Source organism: Oceanobacillus halotolerans, assembly GCF_010993955.1.
Classification (GTDB): domain Bacteria; phylum Bacillota; class Bacilli; order Bacillales; family Amphibacillaceae; genus Oceanibacillus_A; species Oceanibacillus_A halotolerans.
Genome location: NZ_WIXL01000002.1, coordinates 345,078 through 371,582, shown reverse-complemented (window position 1 = coordinate 371,582; position 26,505 = coordinate 345,078). Strand labels below are relative to the sequence as shown.

Annotated in this window: 28 protein-coding genes and 2 other annotated features; of the genes, 26 read left to right on the top strand and 2 right to left on the bottom strand. The window is 36.9% G+C overall.

Annotated elements, in window-relative coordinates; genetic code table 11:
* Nucleotides 1–57: 57 nt before the first annotated feature.
* Nucleotides 58–295 (top strand) — a binding site (T-box leader).
* Between the two features lie 44 nt (nucleotides 296–339).
* Nucleotides 340–2,988, top strand: coding sequence for a valine--tRNA ligase (locus GHC26_RS04845; RefSeq protein WP_163970137.1), 2,649 nt, complete (start codon nucleotides 340–342; stop codon nucleotides 2,986–2,988).
* Between the two features lie 274 nt (nucleotides 2,989–3,262).
* On the opposite strand, the gene GHC26_RS04840 is transcribed toward GHC26_RS04845, so the two are convergent.
* Together GHC26_RS04840 and GHC26_RS04835 are read right to left on the bottom strand one after the other, a co-directional pair.
* On the bottom strand, nucleotides 3,263–4,126 hold the full coding sequence (locus tag GHC26_RS04840) for an ATP-grasp domain-containing protein (protein ID WP_226376848.1): 864 nt from the start codon (nucleotides 4,124–4,126) through the stop codon (nucleotides 3,263–3,265).
* Between the two features lie 13 nt (nucleotides 4,127–4,139).
* Nucleotides 4,140–5,042 (bottom strand): ATP-grasp domain-containing protein, encoded by a 903-nt coding sequence (locus tag GHC26_RS04835; protein WP_163970136.1) that lies wholly within the window; start codon nucleotides 5,040–5,042, stop codon nucleotides 4,140–4,142.
* A gap of 95 nt (nucleotides 5,043–5,137) precedes the next feature.
* On the opposite strand from GHC26_RS04835, the gene GHC26_RS04830 reads away from it, so the two are divergent.
* From GHC26_RS04830 to queA, 25 genes are all read left to right on the top strand, one after another.
* Nucleotides 5,138–6,418, top strand: coding sequence for a bifunctional folylpolyglutamate synthase/dihydrofolate synthase (locus GHC26_RS04830; RefSeq protein ID WP_163970135.1), 1,281 nt, complete (start codon nucleotides 5,138–5,140; stop codon nucleotides 6,416–6,418).
* 315 nt (nucleotides 6,419–6,733) lie between these two features.
* On the top strand, nucleotides 6,734–7,681 hold the full coding sequence (locus GHC26_RS04825) for an SPOR domain-containing protein (RefSeq protein ID WP_163970134.1): 948 nt from the start codon (nucleotides 6,734–6,736) through the stop codon (nucleotides 7,679–7,681).
* A 189-nt stretch (nucleotides 7,682–7,870) separates the two neighbouring features.
* On the top strand, nucleotides 7,871–8,560 hold the full coding sequence (radC, locus tag GHC26_RS04820) for a RadC family protein (protein WP_163970133.1): 690 nt from the start codon (nucleotides 7,871–7,873) through the stop codon (nucleotides 8,558–8,560).
* 356 nt (nucleotides 8,561–8,916) lie between these two features.
* Complete coding sequence (locus GHC26_RS04815) at nucleotides 8,917–9,957, top strand: rod shape-determining protein (protein ID WP_163970132.1); 1,041 nt, start codon at nucleotides 8,917–8,919, stop codon at nucleotides 9,955–9,957.
* Between the two features lie 14 nt (nucleotides 9,958–9,971).
* Nucleotides 9,972–10,856, top strand: coding sequence for a rod shape-determining protein MreC (gene mreC, locus GHC26_RS04810; protein ID WP_163970131.1), 885 nt, complete (start codon nucleotides 9,972–9,974; stop codon nucleotides 10,854–10,856).
* Nucleotides 10,853–11,392 (top strand): rod shape-determining protein MreD, encoded by a 540-nt coding sequence (gene mreD / locus GHC26_RS04805; RefSeq protein ID WP_163970130.1) that lies wholly within the window; start codon nucleotides 10,853–10,855, stop codon nucleotides 11,390–11,392. The genes mreC and mreD overlap by 4 nt, the downstream gene beginning before the upstream one ends.
* 156 nt (nucleotides 11,393–11,548) lie before the next feature.
* Nucleotides 11,549–12,235, top strand: a complete 687-nt coding sequence (gene minC, locus GHC26_RS04800; protein ID WP_163970129.1) for a septum site-determining protein MinC — start codon at nucleotides 11,549–11,551, stop codon at nucleotides 12,233–12,235.
* A complete protein-coding gene (minD, locus tag GHC26_RS04795) occupies nucleotides 12,228–13,025 on the top strand; it encodes a septum site-determining protein MinD (protein WP_163970128.1) in 798 nt (265 codons plus the stop codon). Before minC ends, minD begins: the two co-directional genes overlap by 8 nt.
* A 123-nt stretch (nucleotides 13,026–13,148) precedes the next feature.
* Nucleotides 13,149–13,910 carry a M23 family metallopeptidase gene (locus GHC26_RS04790; RefSeq protein WP_163970127.1) on the top strand — a complete coding sequence of 254 codons (762 nt, stop codon included), beginning with the start codon at nucleotides 13,149–13,151 and terminating at the stop codon, nucleotides 13,908–13,910.
* Nucleotides 13,897–14,760: a M50 family metallopeptidase gene (locus tag GHC26_RS04785; protein WP_163970126.1), complete on the top strand. Its 864-nt coding sequence runs from the start codon at nucleotides 13,897–13,899 to the stop codon at nucleotides 14,758–14,760. Before GHC26_RS04790 ends, GHC26_RS04785 begins: the two co-directional genes overlap by 14 nt.
* A gap of 173 nt (nucleotides 14,761–14,933) precedes the next feature.
* Nucleotides 14,934–15,005, top strand: a sequence feature (ribosomal protein L21 leader region).
* Nucleotides 15,006–15,017: 12 nt separating this feature from the next.
* Complete coding sequence (gene rplU, locus GHC26_RS04780) at nucleotides 15,018–15,326, top strand: 50S ribosomal protein L21 (RefSeq protein WP_163970125.1); 309 nt, start codon at nucleotides 15,018–15,020, stop codon at nucleotides 15,324–15,326.
* A 12-nt stretch (nucleotides 15,327–15,338) separates the two neighbouring features.
* Nucleotides 15,339–15,677: a ribosomal-processing cysteine protease Prp gene (locus tag GHC26_RS04775; RefSeq protein WP_163970124.1), complete on the top strand. Its 339-nt coding sequence runs from the start codon at nucleotides 15,339–15,341 to the stop codon at nucleotides 15,675–15,677.
* The gene (rpmA, locus tag GHC26_RS04770) at nucleotides 15,677–15,967 is read left to right on the top strand and encodes a 50S ribosomal protein L27 (protein ID WP_163970123.1); all 291 of its coding nucleotides are present in this window, start codon (nucleotides 15,677–15,679) and stop codon (nucleotides 15,965–15,967) included. Before GHC26_RS04775 ends, rpmA begins: the two co-directional genes overlap by 1 nt.
* Nucleotides 15,968–16,073: 106 nt before the next feature.
* Entirely contained in the window at nucleotides 16,074–16,610 is a 537-nt protein-coding gene (locus GHC26_RS04765; protein ID WP_163970122.1) for a Spo0B domain-containing protein, read from the top strand.
* Between the two features lie 9 nt (nucleotides 16,611–16,619).
* Nucleotides 16,620–17,900 carry a GTPase ObgE gene (obgE, locus tag GHC26_RS04760; RefSeq protein WP_163970121.1) on the top strand — a complete coding sequence of 427 codons (1,281 nt, stop codon included), beginning with the start codon at nucleotides 16,620–16,622 and terminating at the stop codon, nucleotides 17,898–17,900.
* Nucleotides 17,901–17,910: 10 nt separating this feature from the next.
* Nucleotides 17,911–18,360, top strand: coding sequence for an ACT domain-containing protein (locus GHC26_RS04755; protein ID WP_163970120.1), 450 nt, complete (start codon nucleotides 17,911–17,913; stop codon nucleotides 18,358–18,360).
* A 441-nt stretch (nucleotides 18,361–18,801) separates the two neighbouring features.
* Nucleotides 18,802–19,854 carry a SafA/ExsA family spore coat assembly protein gene (safA, locus tag GHC26_RS04750; protein WP_163970119.1) on the top strand — a complete coding sequence of 351 codons (1,053 nt, stop codon included), beginning with the start codon at nucleotides 18,802–18,804 and terminating at the stop codon, nucleotides 19,852–19,854.
* Nucleotides 19,847–20,803: a phosphotransferase gene (locus GHC26_RS04745; RefSeq protein ID WP_163970118.1), complete on the top strand. Its 957-nt coding sequence runs from the start codon at nucleotides 19,847–19,849 to the stop codon at nucleotides 20,801–20,803. The genes safA and GHC26_RS04745 overlap by 8 nt, the downstream gene beginning before the upstream one ends.
* 35 nt (nucleotides 20,804–20,838) lie before the next feature.
* Nucleotides 20,839–21,579 (top strand): NAD(+) synthase, encoded by a 741-nt coding sequence (nadE, locus tag GHC26_RS04740; RefSeq protein WP_163970117.1) that lies wholly within the window; start codon nucleotides 20,839–20,841, stop codon nucleotides 21,577–21,579.
* A 72-nt stretch (nucleotides 21,580–21,651) separates the two neighbouring features.
* Nucleotides 21,652–22,221 (top strand): YhcN/YlaJ family sporulation lipoprotein, encoded by a 570-nt coding sequence (locus GHC26_RS04735; protein WP_163970116.1) that lies wholly within the window; start codon nucleotides 21,652–21,654, stop codon nucleotides 22,219–22,221.
* Nucleotides 22,222–22,786: 565 nt separating this feature from the next.
* Nucleotides 22,787–23,518, top strand: a complete 732-nt coding sequence (locus tag GHC26_RS04730) for a YebC/PmpR family DNA-binding transcriptional regulator (protein ID WP_163970115.1) — start codon at nucleotides 22,787–22,789, stop codon at nucleotides 23,516–23,518.
* Between the two features lie 112 nt (nucleotides 23,519–23,630).
* A complete protein-coding gene (gene ruvA, locus GHC26_RS04725) occupies nucleotides 23,631–24,239 on the top strand; it encodes a Holliday junction branch migration protein RuvA (protein ID WP_163970114.1) in 609 nt (202 codons plus the stop codon).
* Nucleotides 24,240–24,255: 16 nt separating this feature from the next.
* The gene (ruvB, locus tag GHC26_RS04720) at nucleotides 24,256–25,260 is read left to right on the top strand and encodes a Holliday junction branch migration DNA helicase RuvB (protein WP_163970113.1); all 1,005 of its coding nucleotides are present in this window, start codon (nucleotides 24,256–24,258) and stop codon (nucleotides 25,258–25,260) included.
* Nucleotides 25,257–25,454 carry a DUF2905 domain-containing protein gene (locus GHC26_RS04715; RefSeq protein WP_163970112.1) on the top strand — a complete coding sequence of 66 codons (198 nt, stop codon included), beginning with the start codon at nucleotides 25,257–25,259 and terminating at the stop codon, nucleotides 25,452–25,454. Before ruvB ends, GHC26_RS04715 begins: the two co-directional genes overlap by 4 nt.
* Nucleotides 25,455–25,475: 21 nt before the next feature.
* A complete protein-coding gene (gene queA / locus GHC26_RS04710; protein ID WP_163970111.1) occupies nucleotides 25,476–26,504 on the top strand; it encodes a tRNA preQ1(34) S-adenosylmethionine ribosyltransferase-isomerase QueA in 1,029 nt (342 codons plus the stop codon).
* Nucleotide 26,505: the final 1 nt, after the last annotated feature.

Here is a 26,505-nt window from a genome sequence, read left to right as displayed (position 1 = left end):
TATTGATTTATAAGTTGTATTTATCATATCGTCATATTAAAATATAAGTACCATACAGGAAATGTGAAGAGAGGGAAGAGTACAAAATAATCACCCATAGAGAGGGAAGGCTTGGCTGGAAACTTCCTGGTTTGTATTATTTTGGAAGGTCGCCCTTGATACAGCTTCTTTGAAAAATAGTAGGAGAAGCCGGTTGAAAACCGTTATCAATGTGAGTGTGCAAGTTAACTAGTCTTATTAATATAACTTGCAAATAAAGGTGGTACCACGGAATTATACCCTTTTCGTCCTTTTTAAGGATGAAAAGGGTTTTTTATTATACTTGAAGGAGGAAAACACATGAGCGAGAAAGAAAAGGAAGTGTCCATGTCATCAAAATATGATCCACAAGCAGTAGAAAAAGATCGATATAAGTTTTGGGTGGAAGGGAAGTTCTTTGAAGCAACCAATAATCCGGATAAGGAGCCATTTTCTATTGTTATCCCGCCTCCAAATGTTACAGGGAAGTTGCATCTGGGACATGCATGGGATACCACGATGCAGGATACGATCTCCAGAATGAAGCGGATGCAGGGATATGATGTATTATGGCTTCCTGGAATGGACCATGCTGGGATTGCAACACAGGCAAAAGTAGAAGCAAAGCTGAAAGAAGAGGGACAAAGCCGATATGATTTAGGCAGAGAGAAGTTCTTAGAAAAAGCTTGGGAATGGAAGGGTGAGTATGCTGATTTCATTCGCGCGCAATGGGAAAAATTAGGCTTAGGAGTTGATTATTCCCGTGAACGTTTCACCTTAGATGAGGGGTTATCTGATGCAGTGCGCGAAGTATTTGTCACCCTTTATGAAAAAGGGTTCATTTATCGTGGTGAATATATCATTAATTGGGACCCTGATACGAAAACAGCTCTTTCAGATATAGAAGTTATCTATGAAGAGGTGCAAGGAAAGTTTTATCATATGCGATATCCAATTAAAGGTAGTGAGGAAACAATCGAAATAGCAACTACCCGTCCAGAAACAATGTTGGGGGATACAGCGGTAGCAGTACACCCAGATGATGAACGTTATCAGCACTTAATTGGGAAAACAGTAGTACTTCCAATTGTTGGTCGTGAGATTGAAATCGTAGCAGATGATTATGTCGATATGGAAATGGGGTCTGGTGCGGTTAAAATAACACCTGCCCATGATCCGAATGACTTTGATATCGGAAACCGTCATAACTTAGAACGAATTCTTATCATGAATGAAGACGGATCGATGAATGAAAACGCGGGTGATTATAAAGGTCTGGATCGCTTTGAATGCCGTAAGCAAATTGTAAAAGATCTAGAAGAACAAGGTGTGTTGTTTAAGATTGAGGACCATACCCATCAAGTAGGACATTCCGAACGCAGTGGGGCTGTTGTTGAACCTTACTTATCAACACAATGGTTTGTGAAAATGCAACCATTAGCTGATGAGGCAATTGGTCTGCAAAATAGTGAAGATAAAGTCAACTTTGTGCCAGACCGATTTGAACGTACGTATTTACATTGGATGGAAAATATACGTGATTGGTGTATTTCCCGTCAATTGTGGTGGGGCCATCGTATCCCAGCATGGTATCACAAAGAAACAAAAGAGGTATATGTAGGAAAAGAAGCCCCAGAAGATATCGAAAATTGGGAGCAGGATGAAGATGTATTGGATACGTGGTTCTCTAGTGCGCTTTGGCCATTTTCTACCATGGGTTGGCCCGATAAAAACGCTGAGGATTTTAAGCGTTACTTCCCGACAGATGTCTTAGTTACTGGCTATGATATTATTTTCTTCTGGGTAGCTCGAATGATTTTTCAATCAAAAGAATTCACTGGAAAACGTCCATTCAAAGATGTTTTAGTACATGGCTTGATTCGAGATGCACAAGGACGTAAAATGAGTAAATCGCTCGGTAATGGCGTTGATCCAATGGATGTTATTGATAAGTATGGTGCTGACTCCTTACGTTACTTCTTATTAACAGGATCTACACCAGGTCAGGATTTGCGCTTCCATTGGGAAAAAGTAGAAGCAACATGGAATTTTGCCAATAAAGTATGGAATGCTTCCCGCTTCTCCTTAATGAATATGGAAGACTTCAGCTATGAAGACATTGATCTTACTGGTGATTTGACACTTGCTGATAAATGGATTTTGACCCGTTTAAATGAAACGATTGAACAGGTTACGAAGAACACAACTAAATATGAATTTGGAGAAGCAGGACGGTATCTCTATAATTTTATTTGGGATGAATTGTGTGACTGGTATATTGAAATGGCTAAACTTCCTTTATATGGGGATGATGAAGCGAAAAAGAAAACAACTCGTTCTGTGTTAGCTTATGTGTTAGATCAAACAATGCGCATGCTGCATCCATACATGCCATTTATTACCGAGGAAATATGGCAGCAGCTCCCACATGAAGGTGAGTCTATTACGGTGGCAAAATGGCCTGAGGTTCGTGATGAATTTCATGATGAACAGGCTTCCAAAGAAATGAAACGACTCGTTGCCATTATTAAATCAGTGCGAAATATTCGTGCTGAAGTCAACACACCAATGTCTAAACAAATACAACTCCTCATCCAAGCTGAGAATGATAAAGTTGTAAGTGAATTGGAGCAGCACCGTGAATATTTGGAAAGGTTCTGTAATCCAAGTGAATTAACTATCGCAACAAGTGTCGATGCTCCAGATAAAGCGATGACCGCTGTGGTAACAGGTGCTGAAATCTTCTTGCCACTTGAAGGATTAATTGACTTTGATAAGGAAATTGTTCGCTTAGAAAAAGAATTAGAGAAGTGGACGAAAGAAGTGGAGCGTGTTCAGAAAAAGTTAGCGAATGAAGGATTTGTGAACAAAGCTCCTGAAGCAGTAGTGGAGGAAGAAAAACAAAAAGAGAAAGATTACTTGGATAAACAAGCAAAAGTGAAAGCTCGCTTAGAAGAGTTAAAAGGGTAAGTTCTTTTTCCAAAAATAATTTAAAAACCAAAGTGGAATTTCTTAAGTTGAAATTCCACTTTGGTTTATTTTATCACGTCTTAACTGGCAGTAAGACCCCCACTTCAAGACTTCGCGTTTCAAGGAAGTGTAAGTGGGGGATAACTGCCAGTAAAGTCCTGATTCGTTCAACTAACATTTAGTAGGGGATGAAGGCCGACTAAAAACGCCACGTCAATCGCCAACGTCGGCACTAGCACGTCCTGTGCGTCGCAAAACCCCTACTGAATGAGTTTCACTTTATTAAATCATCCTTTATATAGTGAAGGTACTGCTTAACAATATTAATATCGCTTACAGCACTTAATGTGCGAGATCCAACAACATCCTCTATTTCATTAAAAAGTAGTGTTCCATCATGATTTATTAAGAAATCGATGCCAACCATGCCAAAATCGAAATGCTTAACAATTTTTTGGATCATCTGTTTTTCTGAAGAAGATAGATGATAGATGGATGCTTGACCACCTAATTTAAAATTGGCACGGAAATCCGTCTGACTTTCCCGTAATACTGCCGCGATGATCTCTTTTCCAATGACAAACACACGAACATCTTTTCCGAGTTGAACCTTACAATCCTGAATAAGAATATCCTGGCTCGTTATTTTCATTAAACTTTCTTTAAGCACTCTTTCGTTGTTCACATAGAAAACATGTTTCCCCCCTCTACTATGTACATCCTTGATCACAAAGGGATATTCGATAGGGGGAGCTGCTGGTGATATGGTATCTTTTGTTGTGAAAATGGTATTGACCATCGGAATATGAAGTTTCATTACCTCTTGATGTGTCATTGCTTTATGATTACAAATTGATGCTACATATGAGGAATTATATACCGTAATACCTATATTTTCTAAGTGTGAACTTAGTAAGGGGTCTATTGTACGAACAATCGCGAAGTTAGGAAAAGAAGTACTTTCTCCATCTTTTAAAATACTTAGTTTTTGATTCATAATACCAATTTGAACCTGTTCACGATATACTAGTTCTATAGAAATATCAATTGCACTTGCTTCATCCATAAACCACTGAATAAACCCCTCGTTTTGTTTTGCATCCTCTTTTCGATAAATAAGCCAACCAGTTTTCGTCAAGTTATCTCATCCTTTAATGTTTAGGCTTTACTGTTTTAACAATATAATCGATAATATAATCTGCTACATTAACTGATGTACAATCATACATATTTCGAATATGCGCATTGGAGTTGATTTCACAAATAATTGGGTTGTTATTCTTACCAAATAATAAGTCTACACCAGCAAAATGAGCTCCGATTGCCTTGGTTGCTGAAATAGCTATATTTTGTTCAATAGGTGAAGGATTATAGCGTTTCATTGTTCCACCAGCAGTTACATTTGCTCTAAAGTCATCTGAAGCAGTTCGCATCATACTAGCAACCACTTGATTTCCAACAACATGTAAACGACAGTCTTTTCCATAACTAGTATGAATGAATTCTTGAAAGACAAATTCTTTTCCTAGAAGTGCATTTACTTTAGATAGCATTGCTGATTTGTCTTCAATTAAATAGACTTGTTCTCCAAATGATCCATAAGCTTCTTTTATAATCATTGGGAAACCTAATGAGTTGATAACATTGGTTATAAAAGCGTCATCGATTGTTGTATGGTTATTAAATATTTTCGGAGCAATAATTGTTTTTGGAATAGGCAGCTGATGTTGTGCTAATATTTGATAAGAAGTAATTTTATTATCGCTAACACTAATTGCTTCTGCATTATTAAATACAGGAATACCTAATAATTCAAGTTGTTTAGCTAAGTATATATCTTTATCGGTAAATAGAACAAAATCTGGTAATGGTGCTGGATTTGTTTGTCGTAATTCAAGTGAGCTACCCGATAAAAATGCTAATAACTCGTGATTTGGAATCATTTCTGCTGTAATATTACGTTTAATAGCGGCACTATGTAGCCATTCTGCAAAGTCGATAAATTTATTACTAGGCAGGTGGCCATTGTAAATAATCCATGCATGGAGACTCAATCGCAATCTTCCTTTCTTTATATAAAAAATATATTACGTGATAAAAAACAATAATTCGACAACTATTATATCAGATGACAAAGGTAGGGTATATGATGTTCACATCAATAGAAGAAGTTGAAACATTTTTTGAAAATCGTGCTTCGTTAGGGATAAAACCAGGTTTAACACGTATAATCCATCTACTTCACTTACTCGGTGATCCTCAAGAAACAATAAAGGCTATTCACATTGCAGGAACTAATGGAAAAGGGTCTACAGCGAATTTTTTAAGTCAAGCTTTAGCAGCAAACGGTTATCGAGTAGGTATATTCACTTCCCCGAGTTTAGCTGGTAGACGGGGACACATTCTTGACAATAATACACTAATAGATGAGGACACATTTATTTCATTATTAAATACCATGTTACCTGCAATAAATGAGTTGGATCAGCATTTAGAGGAGCCCAGTGAATTTGAAATTATAACAGCCCTAGCGTTTCTATATTTTTCTCAACATGTCGAAATTGCACTAATAGAGGCAGGAATGGGAGGAAGAGAAGACACAACCAATTGCCTTACTCCTCTTTTTTCGATCATTACAAATGTAGAACTAGACCATACGCACTTCTTAGGTGGTACCATACAGGAAATTGCCTATCAAAAAGCGGGTATTATTAAGCATCAAACGCCCGTTATTATAGGAAGTGTCTACAGTACAGCTTTTCAAGTTATTCAAAAGGAAGCATTCATTAAAGAAGCTCCATTATATGCACTGTCACACGACTTTTCTTATTCAAACAGACAACAAGAATTAAGTATACAACGATATAGTTGGCATGACGAAAAACATAACCAAACGGTAAGAATACTAGCTCAGGGTAAACATCAAGTTGAAAATAGTGCTGTAGCTATCAAAGGCTTATTCCTACTTCAATCAGAAGGTTATCACATCAACTGGGAATACACGCTGAAGCGTCTGAGTAAGGTAACAATTCCAGGAAGGTATGAACAGATTTATACAGATCCAGTCATAATTGCCGATAGCGCACATAATCCAGCTGGTATGGAGTTATTTGTCGAAACTGTAGAAGAAATCTATCCAGCTCATGAAAAACATTTATTATTTGCTGCATTTCAAGATAAAGATATTCAAACGATGCTACAAATGGTAGATGGACACTTTTCAACGGTTACGATAACGACCTTTAATCATAAGCGTGCTGCTACACTTCAACAACTAGAAAATATGCAGCTTCAAGGAGAACAAGATTTTACTATAGATTGGCGGGCTAAATTACAGCACTTTCTTAAAGGGGACAAGGATGCTATCTACTTTGTCACAGGATCTTTTCATTTTATAACGGAAGTTCGAAAATATATGTCACTTTTATAAGGATTTTTGTATTTTTGTTGTTTTTTAACGTCGTAACATGTATATGATGCGTCGTATATAGCGCAATTGATTTCCGTAGCGGTAATTATAGCAAAAGCCTGCTGCGCATAATATATCAACTATTCATGAAAAATCATACAGGAAAAGCAATAATCTTTAACAATCAATTTTTATCACGTGTTATGAAATATGACGAATTATTAGGAAATAGGAAAAGATATGTTGAAAGGTTTTTTCGAAGTGCTACAAATCTCGCCTTACTTTTTATATTTTGTGTGCTAGAGTGAAATAAACAGCTAAAAGTGAGGGGAGAACGTGGAAAATAAAAGATCAATTACCGTTAAATTAAACAAAAAGAAATCTACTAAACAGTCATCTGAATCGGCAGAAACTAGTGGTGCTACTAACCCTGAAGAATTACATGATGAAATGGCTGCTGCTGTAGAAGGATCAGATGATAAAATGGACATACCTGCATATGCGCGTCAGCATGATCCTGACGATATTCATAGAGGCCTCCAAAAGAAGAAAAAGGGATTCAAAAATTTGAAGCCAATCTTATTTGCAATCTTATCTGCAATAGGAGTAGGATCCATACTAGGCTTTATTATGTTGAATTTTTTTGGAGGAATGGATGACTACACTGGTACTGGTGATACTAATTCATCCGTTCCTGCGGTTATAGATGATGAGGGCGATGATGACTCGCACCAAACGACTGAAGAAGATGAGCCTCAGGTCACGGCCAATTCATCTGCTTCACTTCCAGCATTAACAGGTTTTGTTGTACAAGCAGGGGTTTTTTCTGATGAACCTAATGCCGAAGAGGCCGCTAAAGACCTTGAGAATTCTGGGTATTCATCTGTTGTGTGGAATGATGGAGAAAGTTATTTCCTTTTCACAGGAGTTGCTAGCACAAAAGAACATGCTAATGAACTAGCAGCAACTATCGATGAGGAAGTATATGTAAAAGAATGGCAGACAGATGAAGTGGAACTAACATTGAATGAAAAGGAAGCTCAGTGGATACATAATGTTAGTGATCAGTGGAAAGCGTCATTAAAATCTGTTAGTCAAAATGGATCGTTACAGACGGAAGGTTGGAATAAAGTTCTAGAAGCTTTTCCAACAGAATCAGAAACGTTATCTCCATTACACAATACATTAAAAGAGCTTAATAAGGAAATGGAAGCTGCTGATGAAAATCGAGCACATTATCTATTATTACAAATATGGTATGAACTAGAGGAGCAAGTCCTATAAAAACAATTATAACCTTTAAATCTTTATGAAGAATATATTTCTGCCAGGTTTTAATCGTTAGAATTTCCTCTTTCGCTAAATAAACTGTAATTTTACAGAAATAGAGTTAGATAAAATGGAATTTTAGGTGTTTGTGGATTTTGTTTTTAGTCGCTAAGATTATACTATCTTAGCGAAGGAGGAATGGTAATGACATTATCATCCATTATGATAAAAGATGTTCCAAAAGAAGATAGGCCAAGGGAGCGTCTAGTGAAATTAGGTGCAGATCATTTGTCGAATCAAGAACTAATAGCAATTCTATTAGGAAGTGGATCGAAAAATGAGTCGGTTATGGAATTATCCAACCGATTACTAATCCATTTTGAAGGGTTAAAGTTATTAAAAGATGCAACTATTGAGGAATTAACAGCAATACGTGGGATTGGGAATGCAAAAGGTGTTTTAGTACTAGCTGCACTAGAGCTTGGAAAACGTTTAAACACCTTTAGACCAAATGAACGTTATGTCATTCGCTCCCCTGAAGATGGTGCTGATTTTGTGATGGAAGAAATGCGTAGCTTGAAACAGGAACACTTTGTTGTACTTTTTTTGAATACCAAGAATCAAATCATTCATAGGCAGACCATTTTCATTGGAAGTTTAAACGCTTCCATTGTTCACCCTCGTGAAGTCTACCGTGAAGCAGTGAAACGTTCCGCCGCTTCCATCATTTGTGCTCATAATCATCCCTCAGGCGACCCATCTCCCTCACAAGAAGATATTCACGTCACACGGCGTTTAGTTGAATCTGGTAAAATGATAGGAATAGAACTTCTTGATCATTTAGTGATAGGTGATCGAAAATTTATTTCTTTAAAGGAAAAAGGGTACTTATAGCACTATCTATTTTAGTATTTTTTTCGTATAATTATATAGAAAACAAATAGGTTAGCGCCAGTTTTCATTTCACGTTAGGAAAGTATAAAATTTTAGCTAAGAAGCGGGCTCGACGTGGCTAAAATTTTAATGTTCCAAGTATAAGGAAAACTAACACATTCGCTAAGGATGAGTGAATGCGAGTTTTTCTAATGAAGTGAAAAATGGCGCTTCTTCTGATTTGTATTATCCTACCCTTTAACGTTTAAAATAAGATAAAATATCAAAAAAATGGTGCTATATTGCATCATACAAAATAAATCGATATAGTAAAGCTACATACAACGACAGATTTGCTATTGGAAAGGGAGATTTTTTTGGGAAAATTTAGCTTTTCGCAAGACCTAGGGATTGACTTAGGGACGGCTAATACACTCGTGTTTGTAAAAGGTAAGGGTGTTGTTCTCCGTGAACCATCAGTAGTTGCCAAAAATATAGAAACAGGACAAATTGAAGCTGTTGGAAATTCTGCACGTAATATGATTGGTAGAACTCCAGGAAATATTTCGGTTATACGGCCAATGAAAGATGGCGTTATAGCTGATTATGATACTACAGCCGTCATGATGAAATACTATATAAAAAAAGCTATGCGTAATCGCTCTTTCTTTGCAAGAAAACCAAATGTCATGATCTGTGTACCATCTGGTATTACAATGGTTGAAGAGCGTGCAGTAGTGGACGCAACGAAACAAGCTGGCGCAAAAGATGCATTTCCGATTGCTGAACCTTTTGCAGCTGCAATTGGATCAGGATTACCTGTTTGGGAACCAACGGGTAGTATGATTGTTGATATTGGTGGGGGAACGACTGAAGTTGCCGTTATTTCCCTAGGTGGAGTAGTTACAAGTCAATCAATCCGTACAGCAGGTGATAATATGGATGAGGCGATCACTCAGTATATACGAAAAACATATAATTTGATGATTGGCGAACGATCAGCAGAATCGATTAAAATGGATATCGGAACAGCTGGTGAGGTATCTGAAGACGTAGAAATGGACATTCGGGGAAGAGACCTACTTACAGGATTACCAAAAACCATCACGATAACCTCTAGTGAGATAGCAACCTCTTTAAAAGAAACAGTTGATGCTATTGTGGAAGCCGTAAAAAATACGCTAGAAAAAACACCTCCAGAGCTAGCTGCTGATATCATGGATCGTGGTATTGTATTGTCAGGTGGAGGTTCTCTTCTTCGAAATATAGATAAAGTTATTAGTGATGAGACAAAAATGCCTGTTTTTGTTACAGACGATCCATTGGATAGTGTTGCAATTGGAACAGGTAAATCCTTAGAATACATTCAACATTTCCGTTCCCATCCGAATGTATCCTCTCGTCCAACAGTTGATTAAAAAGTGGTGGTTACATGCCAGTATTTCGTAAAAAACGATTATTTATAATCTTATGTGGAATTATTATACTTGTTGCTATGATTGGTTATTCATTACGGGATAGAGATAGTCTAACGATGCCTGAAAAATTTATTAATGACACTGTTGGATGGGTACAAAGTGTTATTCATACACCGGTAAGCTATGTTGCATCTATTTTTTCAAATATAGATGATATAAAAAATACTTATAATGAAAATCAACTACTAAAAGAAAAATTAGCAGAATATAAAAGCCTTATTTATGAGGTACAAGAGATAAAGGAAGAAAATGAAGAATTAAGAAATACCTTGGATAAATCAGACTCACTTCGAGACTTCAATCCAATTCATGCTACTGTAACATCAAGGTCACCTGAACGTTGGGTAGAACAAATTACGATTAATAAAGGTGAACAAGATGGGGTAGAAACAAACATGGCCGTCATTACAGCAGAAGGGATGATAGGAAAGGTTCAAGCAACATCAGAGTTTTCTTCTCATGTACAGTTACTATCTGGGTTTGACCAATTTAATCGTATTTCGGCTACCATCTCTCGTGAGGAAGGTAACGATGATATTTTTGGGTTGATAGAAGAATATGATAAGGAAACAGACTCCCTATTATTTAAGATCATTGATGAGTCTGACACGGAGATTGAAGAAGGAGAACTTGTTGTATCCTCAGGAATGGGTGGAGTGTTTCCAGCTGGATTAATGATTGGTACTGTAACTGATGTTATTCCAGATCAATACGGGCTAACGAATACAGCTTTAGTAGAACCAGCAGCTAATATGTATGAAATTAATAATGTTATTGTTGTGGATCGACTATTGAATGGTCAAGAGGACGTTACAGCTGAAGAGGAGGATGCAGAATGAAGCGACTTATCATACCTGCTATTCTCTTCTTATTATTAATTTTAGAAGGAGTTGCTTTTGAACTGCTCCCTGCAAACTTGGTTACAGGAAATTCTGTTATCATTCCACATTGGGTCCTTATATTTCTAGTATTTGTGGCAATCTTTTATGATCGAGCAAACACTTATTTTTGTGTACTATATGGTTTAATTTTTGGTTTGTTAATTGATGTAGTATATACTAGTGTTCTAGGCGTATACATGTTTACCTATTCTATTACCATTTATATGACACATGGTTTAAAGAAAATATTTCACGCAAATTTTTATGTGACCATATTACTAGGCACCTTAAGTATCGCCGTTGCGGAAGGTATTATTAATATTATATTCTTTGTCGTAGGAATATCAGATATCCCCATAAAAGAATATACGATCTATCGTTTATTACCTACTTTATTAGCTAATTTTATATTTATGGTAATATTGTATCCGATCTTTGCAAAACGTCTATTGGCATGGCAAAGAGAATTACTTCATATGGGCGAATCGGTGTAAATTAAATAGTTATAGGCTTCAATAAAGATGAAATAATATATTGATTTTTGGTGTTAATTTATAGTGGAAGGTCAAGAAGTTCTACTATACATGGGGAAAGGCTTTCCCTATAAAGGCTTTTTAAAAGCTTTAGTTTTCTAATGAGGTGAACATATCGTGCATGAAAAGAAGCAAGCAATAACAATTAAAGGAACACGAGATGGGCTAACTTTATTAATAGATGATACCTGTTCGCTTGAAGCTATTTTTAAGGAACTTGATGAAAAATTAGGTGATACACAGCCTACCAATGATGGAAAACTAGTATCTGTCACAGTAAAGCTTGGCCATCGTTATTTAAATAAAGAACAAAAGGAACAATTACATGATATAATTAGTCAAAAAAACAACTTATTTGTTCAATCTATTGATTCAGAAGTGATTCAGCGAGAAGAAGCACTTGCTTGGAAGGAAGATAGTGAGGTTAAAACGATTAATAGAATCATAAGGTCTGGACAAGTTTTAGAGATTACTGGTGATTTATTACTAATTGGTGATGTGAATCCGGGAGGAAAAGTAGTTACTACTGGTAATATTTATATTATGGGTAATTTGCTAGGAATTGCACATGCGGGTGCTAATGGTGATAAAGATGCGGTTATTGCTGCATCTTATATGAACCCTACCCAACTACGAATTGCTGATTGTATTAGTCGGGCACCAGATTATGAAGCAGAGGGCGTCTATATGGAATGCGGTATTATTGATAAAGAAACAGATAAAATTGTTATCGATCAAGTACAGGTTCTTTCACAAAAGCGAAAAAGTTTAAGCGGGTTTGAAAGGAGAATGTCTAATGGGTGAGGCAATCGTAATCACTTCGGGAAAAGGCGGTGTAGGAAAAACAACGACAACTGCGAATATAGGGACAGCACTAGCTCTTATGGAAAAGAAAGTGTGCTTAATTGATACAGACATTGGTCTTCGAAATCTGGATGTTGTGATGGGATTAGAAAACCGAATAATTTATGACATTGTAGATGTGATAGAGGAACGCTGTAAATTACACCAAGCATTAATAAAAGATAAACGTTTTGAATCACTTTCTTTGTTGCCTGCTGCTCAAACTAGTGATAAAACAGCAGTAACAAGTGAAGGAATGGAAACCATTATAAAACAATTAAAACAAGACTATGATTATATTGTTATTGATTGTCCGGCAGGTATTGAACAAGGATTTCAAAATGCAATTGCTGGAGCTGATAAGGCAGTCGTTGTTACAACTCCTGAAAAATCTAGTGTTCGTGATGCGGATCGTATCATTGGATTATTGGAAAAAGAGGAAATGGAAGCACCTCGTCTTATCATTAATCGTATACGTAATCATATGATAAAAAGCGGTGATATGCTTGACATTGATGATATTGTTCAAATTCTCTCCATCGATCTAATTGGTATTGTTATTGATGATGATGAAGTGATTAAGTCATCGAATCATGGGGAGCCCGTAGCGTTAACACCAAATTCTAAAGCATCTATTGCATACCGTAATATTGCTAGAAGAATTTTAGGTGAAACAGTACCATTACAATCATTAGAGGATGAAAAAGGGATGTTTTCAAAAGTAAAGAAATTTTTTGGTATGCGTACTTAATTAATTACATAAGTATACGGTTTAGTGTATGGGAACTAGATTTCTGTACACTATTTTTTATGTCTACTTTTCCATTCTGGTTCATATACTTGTACAAAAGTATGGAGAAGGATTGTGATATGTATGAGTAAAGGAGTCGAAAAAGTACGTAAATCTATTTCAAAACGAAAAAAACGTGGAGTACAATCAAAAGAAGGCTACACAAAGTATATAACCCCAACTTTTCCTGAAGAAGAGGAAAAACATGGTTATGCTCCAATCATTTCAAGTGGGTCCATGCAAAAAAAAGATAGTAGTTCATTTGTGTCAGGTCTTGTATTAAAAAGTATTCTATCCGTTCTCTTATTTTTGGTTACGGCGTTGTTGTATCAGATGGATACAGATTTTCTTTCCAAACCAAAAGAATGGACAAGCAATGCACTAACAGAAGAGTTCCCATTCGCTAAAATGAATTTATGGTATAAAGAAACGTTTGGATCACCATTAGCATTTGCACCAGATCGTCAAACAGAAGCGAGTACTAGACCATTGGCATTACCGGTATCGGGAAGTGTAACGGAATCTTTTCAAGTCAATGGATCTGGTATAAGGATTGCTCCTGGGGAATCTGTGGATGTCTCTGTTCTTAACGAAGGGGTTGTTGTGTTTGCTGGAAATGATCCAGAGACTAAAAAAACGGTGATTGTACAACATGCTGACGGAAGTAAGTCCACCTATGGAAATTTAAGTTCCATTGATGTGCATCTATATCAATTCGTTGGGAATAGTCATAAAATTGGAATGTTTTCTCCAACCGCAGAAAGCGATACCGTATATTTTTCAATTGAAAAAGATAATGAGTATATTGATCCAGTACAGGTGATTCAAGTTGATGAGCGTCCTTAAGTATATACCACCAATCCAGCTACATCCGATACTTTTGGTGTTTATGATTATCGCTTTTATAACAGGTACATTCTTAGAATTATTGATTATCTTATCAATTGTATTCATTCATGAATCTGGTCACTATTTGATGGCAAGAGTATTTAAGTGGCGTATTCGAAAAGTAATGCTATGGATATTTGGGGGAGTGATGGATACGGACGAGCATGGGAATCGGCCAATCTATGAAGAAGCGCTCGTTACCATTGCTGGCCCTTTCCAACACTTACTTATTTATGGATTGGCCTATTTTCTTTCAATCTATGAACTATTACCGGGATCTGTTATTACCTTAATATTTTTTTATAATACAACAATTTTGATCTTTAATCTTTTACCGATATGGCCTTTGGATGGAGGTAAGTTCCTATTTTTATTATTTTCAAAGTATTTACCCTTCAAGAAAGCCTATGATGTAATTATACTTTTTTCAATCGTAACATGTATTTGTTTTTTGGTTGTGCAACTTGTTTTTTTCCCATTTACACTTAGTGCGTTTTTAGTTATGCTATTTTTAATAATGGAAAATCGATCGGAATGGAAAAAACGGTATTATGTTTTTATTCGTTTTCTCTTAAAACGATATGAAAATAGTGTATCGATAAAACATATCCAACCAATCGTTGTACCACACCAAACGTCATTAATGGATATTTTTACGCAATTTAGACGGGAGAAGCGACATTATATTTACATTACCTTTCCAGGAAAACAACGAAAAGCGTTGGATGAATCGGAATGCTTAAAAAGTTATTTTTATGATAAGCAATACAATAAGTCAATTGGGGAGATTGTTACCTATAGTGTTTAACATGCTATACTTCATTCCTTATAAGGTGAGTGTTAAGTCAGCACTGATTTAGAAGATGCGATGTTAAAAACAACAATGAATGCGAAAAGATCCTTAACAAAATGATAATAGCGAACAGTACTTGACAAAGTGATTGTGTACATGGTAACATCAATACGTTAATCATCGTAGCACCAGTGCTACAACCGCACAGAACAGGTTGTAAAACCTTATTGGTTACCTGTATGGCGAGTCTGAGTTATTAAGGAGGTGCAAGTATGTACGCAATTATTGAAACAGGTGGAAAACAAGTAAAAGTAGAAGAAGGCCAAGAGATTTACGTTGAAAAAGTATCTGCGGATTCTGATGAAACAGTAACATTTGATAAAGTACTTTTCGTAGGCGGAGATGATGTGAAAGTAGGTGCTCCATACGTAGATGGTGCTAGTGTTACTGCAAAAGTAGAAAAACATGGTCGTCAAAAGAAGATTACTGTATTTAAATACAAACCGAAAAAGAACTACCATCGCAAACAAGGTCATCGTCAACCTTATACGAAATTGGTAGTAGAAAAAATTAATGCGTAAAGGTATTCGCTTATGATCCACGTAACGGTTAAACGGTCCAATCGACACATACATTCATTTGAGTTGTCTGGACATGCTGAGAGTGGTCCATATGGATATGACTTAGTGTGTGCAGGTGTTTCTGCTGTTACTTTTGGAGCGGTGAACGCGGTAATGGAGTTAAGTAATGCGAACCTTACCATTGATCAAGGTGAAGATGGTGGCTACCTTCACGTAACGATACCATCTACCATATCTGAGGAACAGATGGAGAAAGTGCAGTTATTATTTGAAGGTATGCTCTTATCACTTAAAACTATTGAACGAGAATATAGTCAATTCATCAAGATTCATGAAGGAGGTGGAATGTAATGCTACGTCTAGATTTACAATTCTTTTCTCAGAAAAAAGGTCAAGGTAGTACAAAAAATGGTCGTGATTCAGAGGCTAAACGTCTTGGTTCAAAACGTGCAGACGGTCAATTTGTAACTGGTGGATCTATCCTTTATCGCCAACGTGGTACAAAAATATACCCAGGTGAAAATGTAGGTCGTGGTGGAGATGACACACTTTTTGCCAAAATTGATGGTGTTGTAAAATTTGAACGCTATGGTCGTGAACGTAAAAAAGTAAGTGTTTATCCAGTTGCGAAAGAAGCTTAATCTGTATCATGTAGAGCTCCAGCCTATTGTTCTTTAATAATAGGTTGGAGTTTTTTTAATTCCTTCCTTTTTCTGCTATACTTTTCTAATAGTGGAGGGGAAATTAATGGAAGAACAAGAAGTTATTCATTTAATACGTCATTATCGTCATGATATATTAAATCATTTACAGGTCATTCAAGGCTATGTAAAGATGGGGAAGATGGATAAAGTAGAGGCAAAATTAAATCAGTTTATGGAGGATTTCCAACAAGAACGGAATTTAATGCAGTTGAACGCACCAAAAATTATATTGTGGATCATGCAATTCAACACAATACATACCAATTTACGATTAACATATCATATAGATGCTGATCATATCGATTTATCGAATTGGGATTCGCGTATTCAAAAACAGTGTGATGATATCCTACATCTAATTAAAAATGAATTAGATCAAACTGAATTATATGAGGTCACACTACATGTAACAAAAAATAGTGAAAATCAAACTGTCCAATTTATGTTTTTGATAAATGGATGTTTGCAAAATACTGTTCATGTAAAGCAAATGTTAAGTTCAATTAATTCGTTTCCAATCAAAGTTAGTGAAGAAACAAATGGAGTATCTTTTATCGTATCAATACCATTGGATAAATGAGGTGTAAATATGTTTGTCGATCAGGTAAATGTGTATGTTAAAGCAGGTGATGGTGGTAATGGACTTGTTGCTTACCGCCGTGAGAAGTATGTACCAAAAGGTGGGCCTGCAGGTGGAGATGGTGGAAATGGGGGCGATGTCGTTTTTGAAGTGGATGAAGGGTTAAACACATTAATGGATTTTCGTTATAATCGGCATTTTAAGGCAAAACGTGGCGAAAATGGCATGAATAAAAATCAACATGGTAAAAATGCCGAGCCCTTAGTCGTACCAGTTCCACCAGGCACTACTGTTATGGATGAGGAAACAGGAGATGTTATTGCTGATTTAACTGAGCACAAACAACGAGCAGTTATTGTGAAAGGCGGAAGAGGAGGACGTGGTAATTCTCGGTTTGCTACACCACGTAATCCTGCACCAGATTATGCTGAGAATGGGGAACCAGGTCAAGAACGTAATATAACAGTCGAATTAAAGCTATTAGCAGATGTCGGTCTTGTCGGTTTCCCTAGTGTTGGGAAGTCTACATTTCTTTCTGTTGTCAGTGCAGCCAAGCCCAAAATAGCTGATTATCATTTTACGACATTAGCACCTAATTTAGGTGTGGTGGAGACGAGTGATCAACGTAGCTTTGTGATGGCAGATTTGCCTGGATTAATTGAAGGAGCACATAACGGTGTAGGCTTAGGTCATCAATTCCTGCGTCACGTAGAACGGACAAGAGTAATTGTTCATGTGATTGATATGGCGGCAACAGAAGGAAGAGATCCTGTTGAAGACTATAACAAAATTAATCAGGAGTTAAAGGAATATGATGCAACATTAATGGAGCGTCCCCAAATTATTGCTGCAAATAAAATGGACATGCCAGGAGCAGAAGAAAATCTAGAGCAGTTTAGGAGTCAGCTTGGTGAAGGTATTCCTATATATGCTATCTCGACCCTAACAAAAGAGGGATTAAGAGATATATTATTCGCTATTGCAGATACGTTAGAATCAATACCAAAGCATGTTCCAAAAGTAGAAGAATCAGAAGAAAAGGTTATATATCGATATCAAAAGGAAGAGGAACCATTTACAATATCTCGGGATCCAGATGGTGCATATGTGCTGTCAGGACCAAAAATAGAAAAGGTATTTAAAATGACCGATTTTAATCGGGATGAGGCTGTGCAGCGTTTTGCAAGACAGCTTCGTGGTATGGGAGTAGATGAAGCATTACGTAAGCGTGGAGCAGAAGATGGAGATACGATTCGATTATTAGATTTTGAATTTGAGTTTATTGAATAAGAGGGAGATTATGGAACACGAGGAAAAGTTCTATTTAGTACGTAGTGATGTATTACCGGAGTCAATTCGGAAAACAATGGAGGTAAAAGAGTTATTGGAACGGGGAACGGCTCATACTATACAAGAAGCTGTTCGTAAGGTTGATTTGTCTAGAAGTGCTTATTATAAATATAAAGATGCTGTATTCCCATTTCAAGCAATGGTAAAAGAAAAAATTATTACGTTGTTTTTTCTTTTAGAGGACCGGGCAGGTACACTTTCTAATTTATTAAAGATCGCTTCAGATAAAGGATGTAATGTATTAACTATTCATCAAACCATACCTATTCAAGGTAGAGCGAACGTTACCTTGTCATTAGATGCTTCACAAATAAATGGCACGATCGATCAGTTAATTCATGCATTAAAACAATTGGACTTTGTTAAGCGTGTGGATATTTTAAGTTCAGGGGCTCAATAAAGTTGAAGGAATCAGACAAAAAGGTTGTTTGGTTCTTTTTTTTTGCACGTTAGAAAAATTTTAGCTTAGAAGTGGACCTGACGTGGCTAAACTTTTAATGTCCCAAGTATAAGAAAACTAACACATTCACTAAGGACGGGCGAATGCAAGCTTTTCTAAGGATCTTTTCATATACTTTGCGGTTTTCGTAGTTAATATAAAATGTGACGTAACTTACCGTTCCAGCTGGATTAGTACTCATCTTATAAAGGTGGAAGGAAGTCATGCTAAAGTTACGTTGCATTTTAGATCAATTGTTTGATGACCAGGGTGTGGAAAATACAATCCTTTAGAAAGTAACTTTTTTTGCCAATAAAAATCAACTTTTGTCATGCTCTTGCATATGGTGTTAATGAGTGATTAGCCCAGGTGCAATCAGATCAGAAAGGAGTATGGTCAATCGTGAAAATTCACGTTGTACAAAAAGGAGATACGTTGGCAGATATTGCTCAAAAACATGGCGTTGATTTAGATCAAGTCATACAACTAAATCCACAGCTATCTAGTCCAGATATGATTATGCCAGGTATGAAAATAAAAATTCCAAGTAATACGAAAGCGGTAAAACAACATACGGCTGATATAAAAGAAACACAAAAGCCAAAAACAGAAAAGCCTTACAAAGACATTTCACCAAAGCCGATTCCAGCAATAAAAGAAGATGATGATAAAAAGCCAAAAGATATAAAACCAGAATTACCTACACAACCGCTTCCGCAAATGCCGCCACAACCTATGCAAATGCCTCAGATGACACAGGATTTAGAGGAACACACCACTATTAATATTCCACAAATGCCAAGCTATACAGAACCAAAAACAGAAATGCCGCAGCAGCAACCGAAACAGCAACCGAAACAGCAACCGCAACAGCAACCGCAACAGCAACCGCAACAGCAACCGCAACAGCAACCGCAACAATCAATACAACAACCACAACATGAACCAGAAGCAATGATGCCTGCCCATCAAATGCCAATACCGATGCCGATGCCACCAGTCTATTATGTGATTCATCCAAGTTGCTGTGTTCCAATGCATCAGGCTCATTTTCCTGCTGAAATGCCAGTCATGCCACAAGGATTTCCAGGTCATACACAACAAATGATGCACCCTTTCGTACAGGGGAATATGATGGAATCATCTGAGTCTTCAGGTATGCCATTACCAAAGCATGCCTTTACAACTGCTGGTGAAGATTGTGGATGCCAAGACAAAGGATTCCCACAACAACCATATGTTGATGCACAACCATATTCTAATGGCTATATGCAAGTACCAACTCCAGGAACATTTGAAGGGGGTCCGCATGGATTTCAACCTTATCCTGATTTTGCTCAACATCATTCACCACAAGCAAATCTATATCCAACACCTCCAGGATACCCACCTTTTTCTGATGGATATAGGGAAGAGGAAGAAGAACAGGATGGGGATGATTCTAGCGGTGAATAGAAATAAACAAAGAGACGATAATTATTTTTATCGTCTCTATTCTTTTTTATATAAAGAGGGTAATTTGGAACTAAAACATGTCCAAACGATTAAGAAGAATGTATTTCTTATTGAGGACCGAGATAATAAAAAGCTTATCCTAAAAAAATATCAAAAAGGGGATATTGTAAAACAACAATGGGAATTCTTTAAACAAATTCACGACCGTGGAATTATTTCTTTCTTGCCATTTCCAAACGGTAAGGAAATGATTCATGATAAACATGCTTATTGGACAATTGCTCCATATATAAATGGGGAATCGATTAGTTATCGGAATGAAGCAGATCGCATAGAAGCGTTACATCGGCTCCGTTTATTTCATCAAAAAGCTACTTCTGTTTATATCGATCATCCAATCAAAAGAGATCCTTTCTATGTCCGTTGGTCTCAACGTTTAATGAGGTTTAAGAAAACTCGATACATTTTTGAAAAATGGGGCTATGAGAATTTATATCATGATATTGTACAAACAACAGCGATATATTTACGGCTCGTTGCAAAATTTCCATGGGATCAAGATATAGATCATGCTATTCGCAATGGGATTTGGGTACATGGTGATGTAGCCTCGCATAACTTTCTTAAATATAGGGAAAAGGTATACCTTATTGACTTTGACTTACTGGCATTAAATCCACAGATATATGACTATATACAGTTAGGACAACGTTTTTTACCGCATGTAAATTGGAACGTAGATAAACTTCTTACTTATAAAATGGTACCAGAATCGGAAACTAGAAGATGGCTGTTAACTTTATTCATTCCTAGTGATATGTTTCGAGAATGGTTACATTTTCTGAGTAGGAACTATCCAAATAATATACAACACTATCTACAATCACTTGAAAAACAATGGATTAAGCGCAAAAGGTTTTTGGAAGAAATCAATTTAATGTTAAAATAAAACAAGATACCATAATAAGAATAGGAGCGGTACTTGTGGAGCAAACAATTAATGAAATAGTGGAATGGCTTCAGAAACAGGTGAAAGAAACAGGTGTAAATGGCCTCTTGGTAGGTGTTAGCGGTGGAATTGATTCAGCAGTTGTTGCCAATCTAATTAAACGCGCGGTACCTGATCATTCGTTGGGTGTGCTGATGCCAATTCATACGAAGTCTGAAAATATGGAAGATGCCAATAGTGTGGTAGAAAAATGTGGAATTGATTCTGTTACAGTTGACTTAACAGAAACGCATGATGTAATGTATGCCACTATTAAGGATTCGGTAGTAGCAAAAGGTGAGTTCAATGAAAAAAATGATCAGTTAGCAGATGCAAATCTACGTGCCAGATTACGAATGAGTACGTTGTATACAATCGCTACGAATTATAATTATTTAGTAGTTGGAACCGATAATGCAGCTGAGTGGTATACTGGTTATTTTACAAAATATGGAGATGGTGGTGTAGATATCCTACCACTTTCATCTTTTACGAAGCAGGAAGTCCGCGAAATAGCAAAAGCCTTAGATGTCCCGGATTCTGTTATTAACAAAAAACCGAGTGCTGATTTATGGGAAGGGCAGACAGATGAAACAGAGATGGGAACCACATATGAAAAAATTGATGCTTATTTAAAAGGAGAAAGTATCCCTGAAAAGGATCAAGAAATTATAGAAAGAATGCATAAACGTACAGCACACAAACGAAATCCTACTCCACAATTTGAACAAAAATAGGCTGGATTGGGAATAAATAACAGCTTTAAAAGACCTCCCTTATAACAAACTAGTTATAAGGGAGGTTATTGTATGAAATGGAGATCTTTTATCACTATAAGCTTGATGGTCCCTTTCGTTATTGCTTGTAATGATACAGATCATATAGACGAAAACGCCCAACGAGACGGTAATCAATCGGATCCTCAGCCAATCCATTATGAATCTGAAGGTGAAAAAAGAGAACGATTAGGTATAGATGATCAATCTATTGGGGAAAGAGGAGGGTATCCTCAAACTAATCGTGATGATATTAATCGATCTGAGAACAATAATCGCTATACGGATGCTTTTACAAATGAAGAATCGGAGGAAATAGCAGAGCATCTAAGACAGCGCAACGATATTAGGCAAGTTCAAGTTGCCTCAACAGATGACCGAGTAGTGGTTGCCGTAATGTTAAATAAACACCATGACCACCATGTTCCTGATAATATTGAGGAAGATATAAAGGAATTTGTTCAGGACAAAAAGATTGTCGTATATACCGATGATATCTATTGGGAGCGCATGCGTAATCTGGACTCCCGGTTAAATCAAGCAAATATGGGAGAAGATGTGGAACAAGAGATAGAAGATCTTTTTAATATTGACCTTGATTAAAGAACCTTTGTGCGAAACAAAGGTTCTTTTCATTGCACGTTAGGAAGGTATAAAAATTTTAGCTAAGAAGTGGATTCGACGTGGCTAAAATTTTAATGTCCCAAGTATGAGAAAAACTAACCCATTCGCTAAGGACGAGCGAATGCAAGTTTTTCTAAAAAGATAAGAATGTATAAAATGTTGGCTTTATTTTGTTCATATACAGGAACAGCCACGTCCAGCTTCGAGCGATTGACGTCCTAGTGCCGATGAAGCCACAGGACGTGGCGTTTTCATCGGCCAGCGCCTACCCCCTCGAGGTCATAAGTCAATCCACATTACGCGCAAAAAGCGCCACGTCGAGGCTTGGCTTATGCTTGGTAGATAAGAAACTACTTACTGCATAAGTGCAACTAAGGCTTTCGCCACTTGGCGACAAGCCAAGTTTTCTAATCGGGGGTGAACAAGGCGCCTGCGCTTTTGTTCTGAAAGCTTGGAGGAAGAAATCTCAAGTGGAGCCTCACTTTCATCTCATTCGTATTTTTGATATAGTAAAAAAGGACATTAAGAGAGAGGAGAATGCCCAATGGCTGGTCATTCTAAATGGAATAATATCAAAAGAAGAAAAAATGCCCAAGATGCTAAAAAGGGTAAAATATTTATGCGCCACGCAAAGGAAATTTATATGGCAGCGAAACAAGGTGGGGGAGACCCAGATACAAATGCTGCTTTGCGGTTGGCAATTGATAAGGCAAAAGCAGATAATATGCCAAATGATAATATTGATCGCGCTATTAAAAAAGCTACTGGCACAATAGATGGTGCGAGTTTCGAGGAATTAACATATGAAGGTTATGGACCTGGAGGTGTTGCCGTTATTGTTCAAGTCCTAACAGATAATAAAAATCGAACTGCTGCTGAGGTTAGACATGCATTTAAGAAAAATGGAGGTAACCTAGGAGAGAATGGTAGTGTATCCTTTATGTTTGACCGAAAAGGATATATTGTTGTTTTAAATGAAGATGGTTCCATTGATGAAGATGAAATTACATTAGAAGCAATTGAGGCTGGTGCAGATGATATTGTCGTAGAAGAAGGTGCTTATGAAATATATACAGCACCTGAAAGTTTTCAGGAGGTATGTGATCATCTGCGCGAAAGTGGGTATTCACTACAAGAGTCTGAGGTTACAATGATCCCTCAAAACTATAATCAACTATCAGATGAAGATGAAGAGAAAATGTATGCACTTATTGATACGTTAGAAGAAAGTGAAGATGTACAGGATATTTATCATAACCTACAAGAGTCCAATTAAGCCTAAAAACTTCTATTTCATAATGGAATAGAAGTTTTTTTCGCCCGCCTATTTCTGTCATGTACCACATGGATATGTTAAACTAAAGGAAGATTAAAGAGGAGAAACTGATATGATAGCATATATAAAGGGAAAATTAACAGCAATTTATGATGATGCGATTATTCTCGATGTTCAAGGGGTTGGGTATGAAATAATTTGCGCCAATCCTTTTGTATTTCAGTCAGCGTTAAATGATGTTGTAAAAGTACATACCTATCATTATGTTCGAGAAGATGCACACATACTGTATGGCTTTAAAAATGAAGATGAAAAATACTTGTTTACGAAACTGATATCTGTTTCTGGTATTGGTCCTAAAGGTGCTTTAGCTATTTTAGGTAGTGTTGATATAGCTAGTTTCGTTGAGGCAATTGAACGGGAGGATGACAAATTTTTAACATCATTTCCCGGTGTTGGAAAGAAAACAGCTCGTCAAATCGTATTAGATTTGAAAGGGAAGCTAACAACAGCTCTTTCCATTTCTGCTTCAGATACAAAAACTGCAAATAATAGCTCTAATGTAGTGACAGAAACGGTTACAGAAGCGAAAGAAGCTTTATTAGCTTTAGGGTATCGAGAACAAGAATTAAAAGCCATTATGCCGCAGCTGAAACAAGAAACGGACAGTACTACGGATGAATTAATACGAAAAGCTTTAGCACTGCTTATGAAAAATTAACAAGGGGGGAATCATGATGGAAGAACGGATGGTAACAGGTGAATTACAGGATACAGATTCATCTGTTGAACTTAGTCTTCGCCCCACAAACTTAAACCAATATATTGGGCAACAAAAAGTTAAAGAAAACTTAAGTATTTTTATTCAAGCGGCAAAAATGCGAGAAGAACCCTTAGACCATGTGTTACTATATGGCCCACCTGGACTTGGAAAGACGACATTAGCAGCTATTATTGCCAATGAAATGGGGGTACAGTTTCGTTCAACCTCTGGACCTGCAATTGAACGAGCAGGTGATTTAGCTGCTATTTTGTCCTCCTTGGAACCAGGTGATGTATTATTTATTGATGAAGTACACCGGTTGCCCCGTTCAGTCGAAGAAGTTTTATACCCTGCCATGGAGGACTTTTTCCTTGATATCGTTATTGGTACTGGACCTAGTGCACGTTCTGTCCGAATTGACTTGCCTCCGTTTACTTTAGTTGGAGCAACAACAAGAGCTGGATTACTTTCAGCACCACTTCGCGATCGCTTTGGGGTATTAAGTCGTCTTGAATATTACGATACGGATGCATTATGCTCCATTATTGAACGAACTGCTGATATATTTGATAGTAACATTTCTAAAGAAGCTGCAGTGGAAGTAGCTCGCCGATCACGCGGGACACCACGGATAGCAAATCGTCTTTTAAAACGTATTCGTGATATATCACAAGTAAAAGGTGAATCAGAAATTAGTTTGGAAACCACAAATGAAGCACTGCAAATGTTACAAGTGGATGAAGTAGGTCTAGATCATATTGATCATAAACTATTAAAAGGCATAATTGATGGGTTTAATGGTGGACCAGTTGGCCTGGATACCATATCTGCAACTATTGGTGAAGAATCACAAACAATCGAGGATGTGTATGAACCATATTTGCTGCAGATCGGTTTTATTCAGCGCACACCTAGAGGGCGTGTCGTAACACCTAAAGCCTATCAGCATTTTGGGATAAAAGAGGACGATGTGGAATGAATATAGGAAAACTTTTTATTATATTAGGAATCGTTTTTCTTGTCATCGGGATAATTTGGACGTATATTGGAAAATTACCTGGTGATATTAGTTTTAAAAAAGGAAATGTTTCCTTTCATTTTCCTATTATGACATCGATTGTAGTTAGTATTATTTTATCGCTCATCTTTTTTATCCTAGGAAAGTTTCGATAAGTTTTATAGAGGGAGATCAGCATGAATATAGATGATTTTGATTTTGATTTACCAGAAGAACTGATTGCACAAACTCCATTAAAAGAACGTACTGCATCTCGATTGCTCGTTATAGACCGAGATACAAAACAGACAGACCATAAGTATTTTACAGATATTAAACACTATTTAAAACCAGGCGATTGTCTCGTTTTAAATGATACGAAGGTATTACCAGCTAGGTTGTATGGAGTAAAGGAAGATACAGGAGCTAAAGTGGAGGTATTACTGCTTCATCAAGAAGAAGAAGATACGTGGGAAGTACTTGCAAAACCAGCAAAAAAGATAAAAATCGGAACAAGCCTTGTATTTGGCGACGGGAAATTACGTGCAACCTGTATAGGTATCAAGGAACATGGTGGAAGAACAATCCGTTTTTCTTATCATGGTATATTCTATGAAATATTAGATGAACTAGGCGAAATGCCTTTACCGCCATATATAAAAGAACAACTTCCAGAAAGGGAAAGATACCAAACCGTTTATGCCAAAGAGGAAGGATCTGCTGCTGCACCAACTGCAGGTTTACACTTCACAAAAGAACTATTGCAAGAAATAAGGGAAATGGGTGTAAAAATTACATTTATTACACTACATGTTGGATTAGGTACATTTCGTCCTGTAAGTGTAAATCATATTGATGACCATCAAATGCATGCCGAATTTTATCACATGACACAAGAAACAGCCGATATTTTGACAGAGGTAAAGAAAACAAATGGTCGCATTATTTCAGTGGGTACGACATCAACTCGAACACTTGAAACAATTGCACGAGACTATAATGGAGCATTTGTTGCATCTAGTGGATGGACCGATATTTTTATTTACCCACCATACGAATTTCAAGCAATAGATGGGTTAATTACAAACTTTCACTTACCAAAATCAACCTTAATTATGCTTGTTAGCGCATTTGCCGATCGTGAGTCAATACTAGATGCGTATCGTGAAGCTGTAGACCGGCGTTACCGATTTTTCAGTTTCGGTGATGCGATGTTAATTATATAAA

What these genes read in the sequence shown, in the direction of transcription:
- GHC26_RS04765 (WP_163970122.1), top strand. Translation starts at nt 16,074, where the DNA reads ATGGAAGAACAAGAAGTTATTCATTTAATACGTCATTATCGTCATGAT.
- GHC26_RS04735 (WP_163970116.1), top strand. Translation starts at nt 21,652, where the DNA reads ATGAAATGGAGATCTTTTATCACTATAAGCTTGATGGTCCCTTTCGTT.
- radC (WP_163970133.1), top strand. Translation starts at nt 7,871, where the DNA reads ATGACATTATCATCCATTATGATAAAAGATGTTCCAAAAGAAGATAGG.
- rpmA (WP_163970123.1), top strand. Translation starts at nt 15,677, where the DNA reads ATGCTACGTCTAGATTTACAATTCTTTTCTCAGAAAAAAGGTCAAGGT.
- GHC26_RS04790 (WP_163970127.1), top strand. Translation starts at nt 13,149, where the DNA reads ATGAGTAAAGGAGTCGAAAAAGTACGTAAATCTATTTCAAAACGAAAA.
- GHC26_RS04775 (WP_163970124.1), top strand. Translation starts at nt 15,339, where the DNA reads ATGATCCACGTAACGGTTAAACGGTCCAATCGACACATACATTCATTT.
- GHC26_RS04755 (WP_163970120.1), top strand. Translation starts at nt 17,911, where the DNA reads ATGGAACACGAGGAAAAGTTCTATTTAGTACGTAGTGATGTATTACCG.
- queA (WP_163970111.1), top strand. Translation starts at nt 25,476, where the DNA reads ATGAATATAGATGATTTTGATTTTGATTTACCAGAAGAACTGATTGCA.
- GHC26_RS04730 (WP_163970115.1), top strand. Translation starts at nt 22,787, where the DNA reads ATGGCTGGTCATTCTAAATGGAATAATATCAAAAGAAGAAAAAATGCC.
- rplU (WP_163970125.1), top strand. Translation starts at nt 15,018, where the DNA reads ATGTACGCAATTATTGAAACAGGTGGAAAACAAGTAAAAGTAGAAGAA.
- obgE (WP_163970121.1), top strand. Translation starts at nt 16,620, where the DNA reads ATGTTTGTCGATCAGGTAAATGTGTATGTTAAAGCAGGTGATGGTGGT.
- minD (WP_163970128.1), top strand. Translation starts at nt 12,228, where the DNA reads ATGGGTGAGGCAATCGTAATCACTTCGGGAAAAGGCGGTGTAGGAAAA.
- ruvB (WP_163970113.1), top strand. Translation starts at nt 24,256, where the DNA reads ATGGAAGAACGGATGGTAACAGGTGAATTACAGGATACAGATTCATCT.
- GHC26_RS04785 (WP_163970126.1), top strand. Translation starts at nt 13,897, where the DNA reads ATGAGCGTCCTTAAGTATATACCACCAATCCAGCTACATCCGATACTT.
- mreD (WP_163970130.1), top strand. Translation starts at nt 10,853, where the DNA reads ATGAAGCGACTTATCATACCTGCTATTCTCTTCTTATTATTAATTTTA.
- ruvA (WP_163970114.1), top strand. Translation starts at nt 23,631, where the DNA reads ATGATAGCATATATAAAGGGAAAATTAACAGCAATTTATGATGATGCG.
- GHC26_RS04845 (WP_163970137.1), top strand. Translation starts at nt 340, where the DNA reads ATGAGCGAGAAAGAAAAGGAAGTGTCCATGTCATCAAAATATGATCCA.
- mreC (WP_163970131.1), top strand. Translation starts at nt 9,972, where the DNA reads ATGCCAGTATTTCGTAAAAAACGATTATTTATAATCTTATGTGGAATT.
- GHC26_RS04830 (WP_163970135.1), top strand. Translation starts at nt 5,138, where the DNA reads ATGTTCACATCAATAGAAGAAGTTGAAACATTTTTTGAAAATCGTGCT.
- GHC26_RS04715 (WP_163970112.1), top strand. Translation starts at nt 25,257, where the DNA reads ATGAATATAGGAAAACTTTTTATTATATTAGGAATCGTTTTTCTTGTC.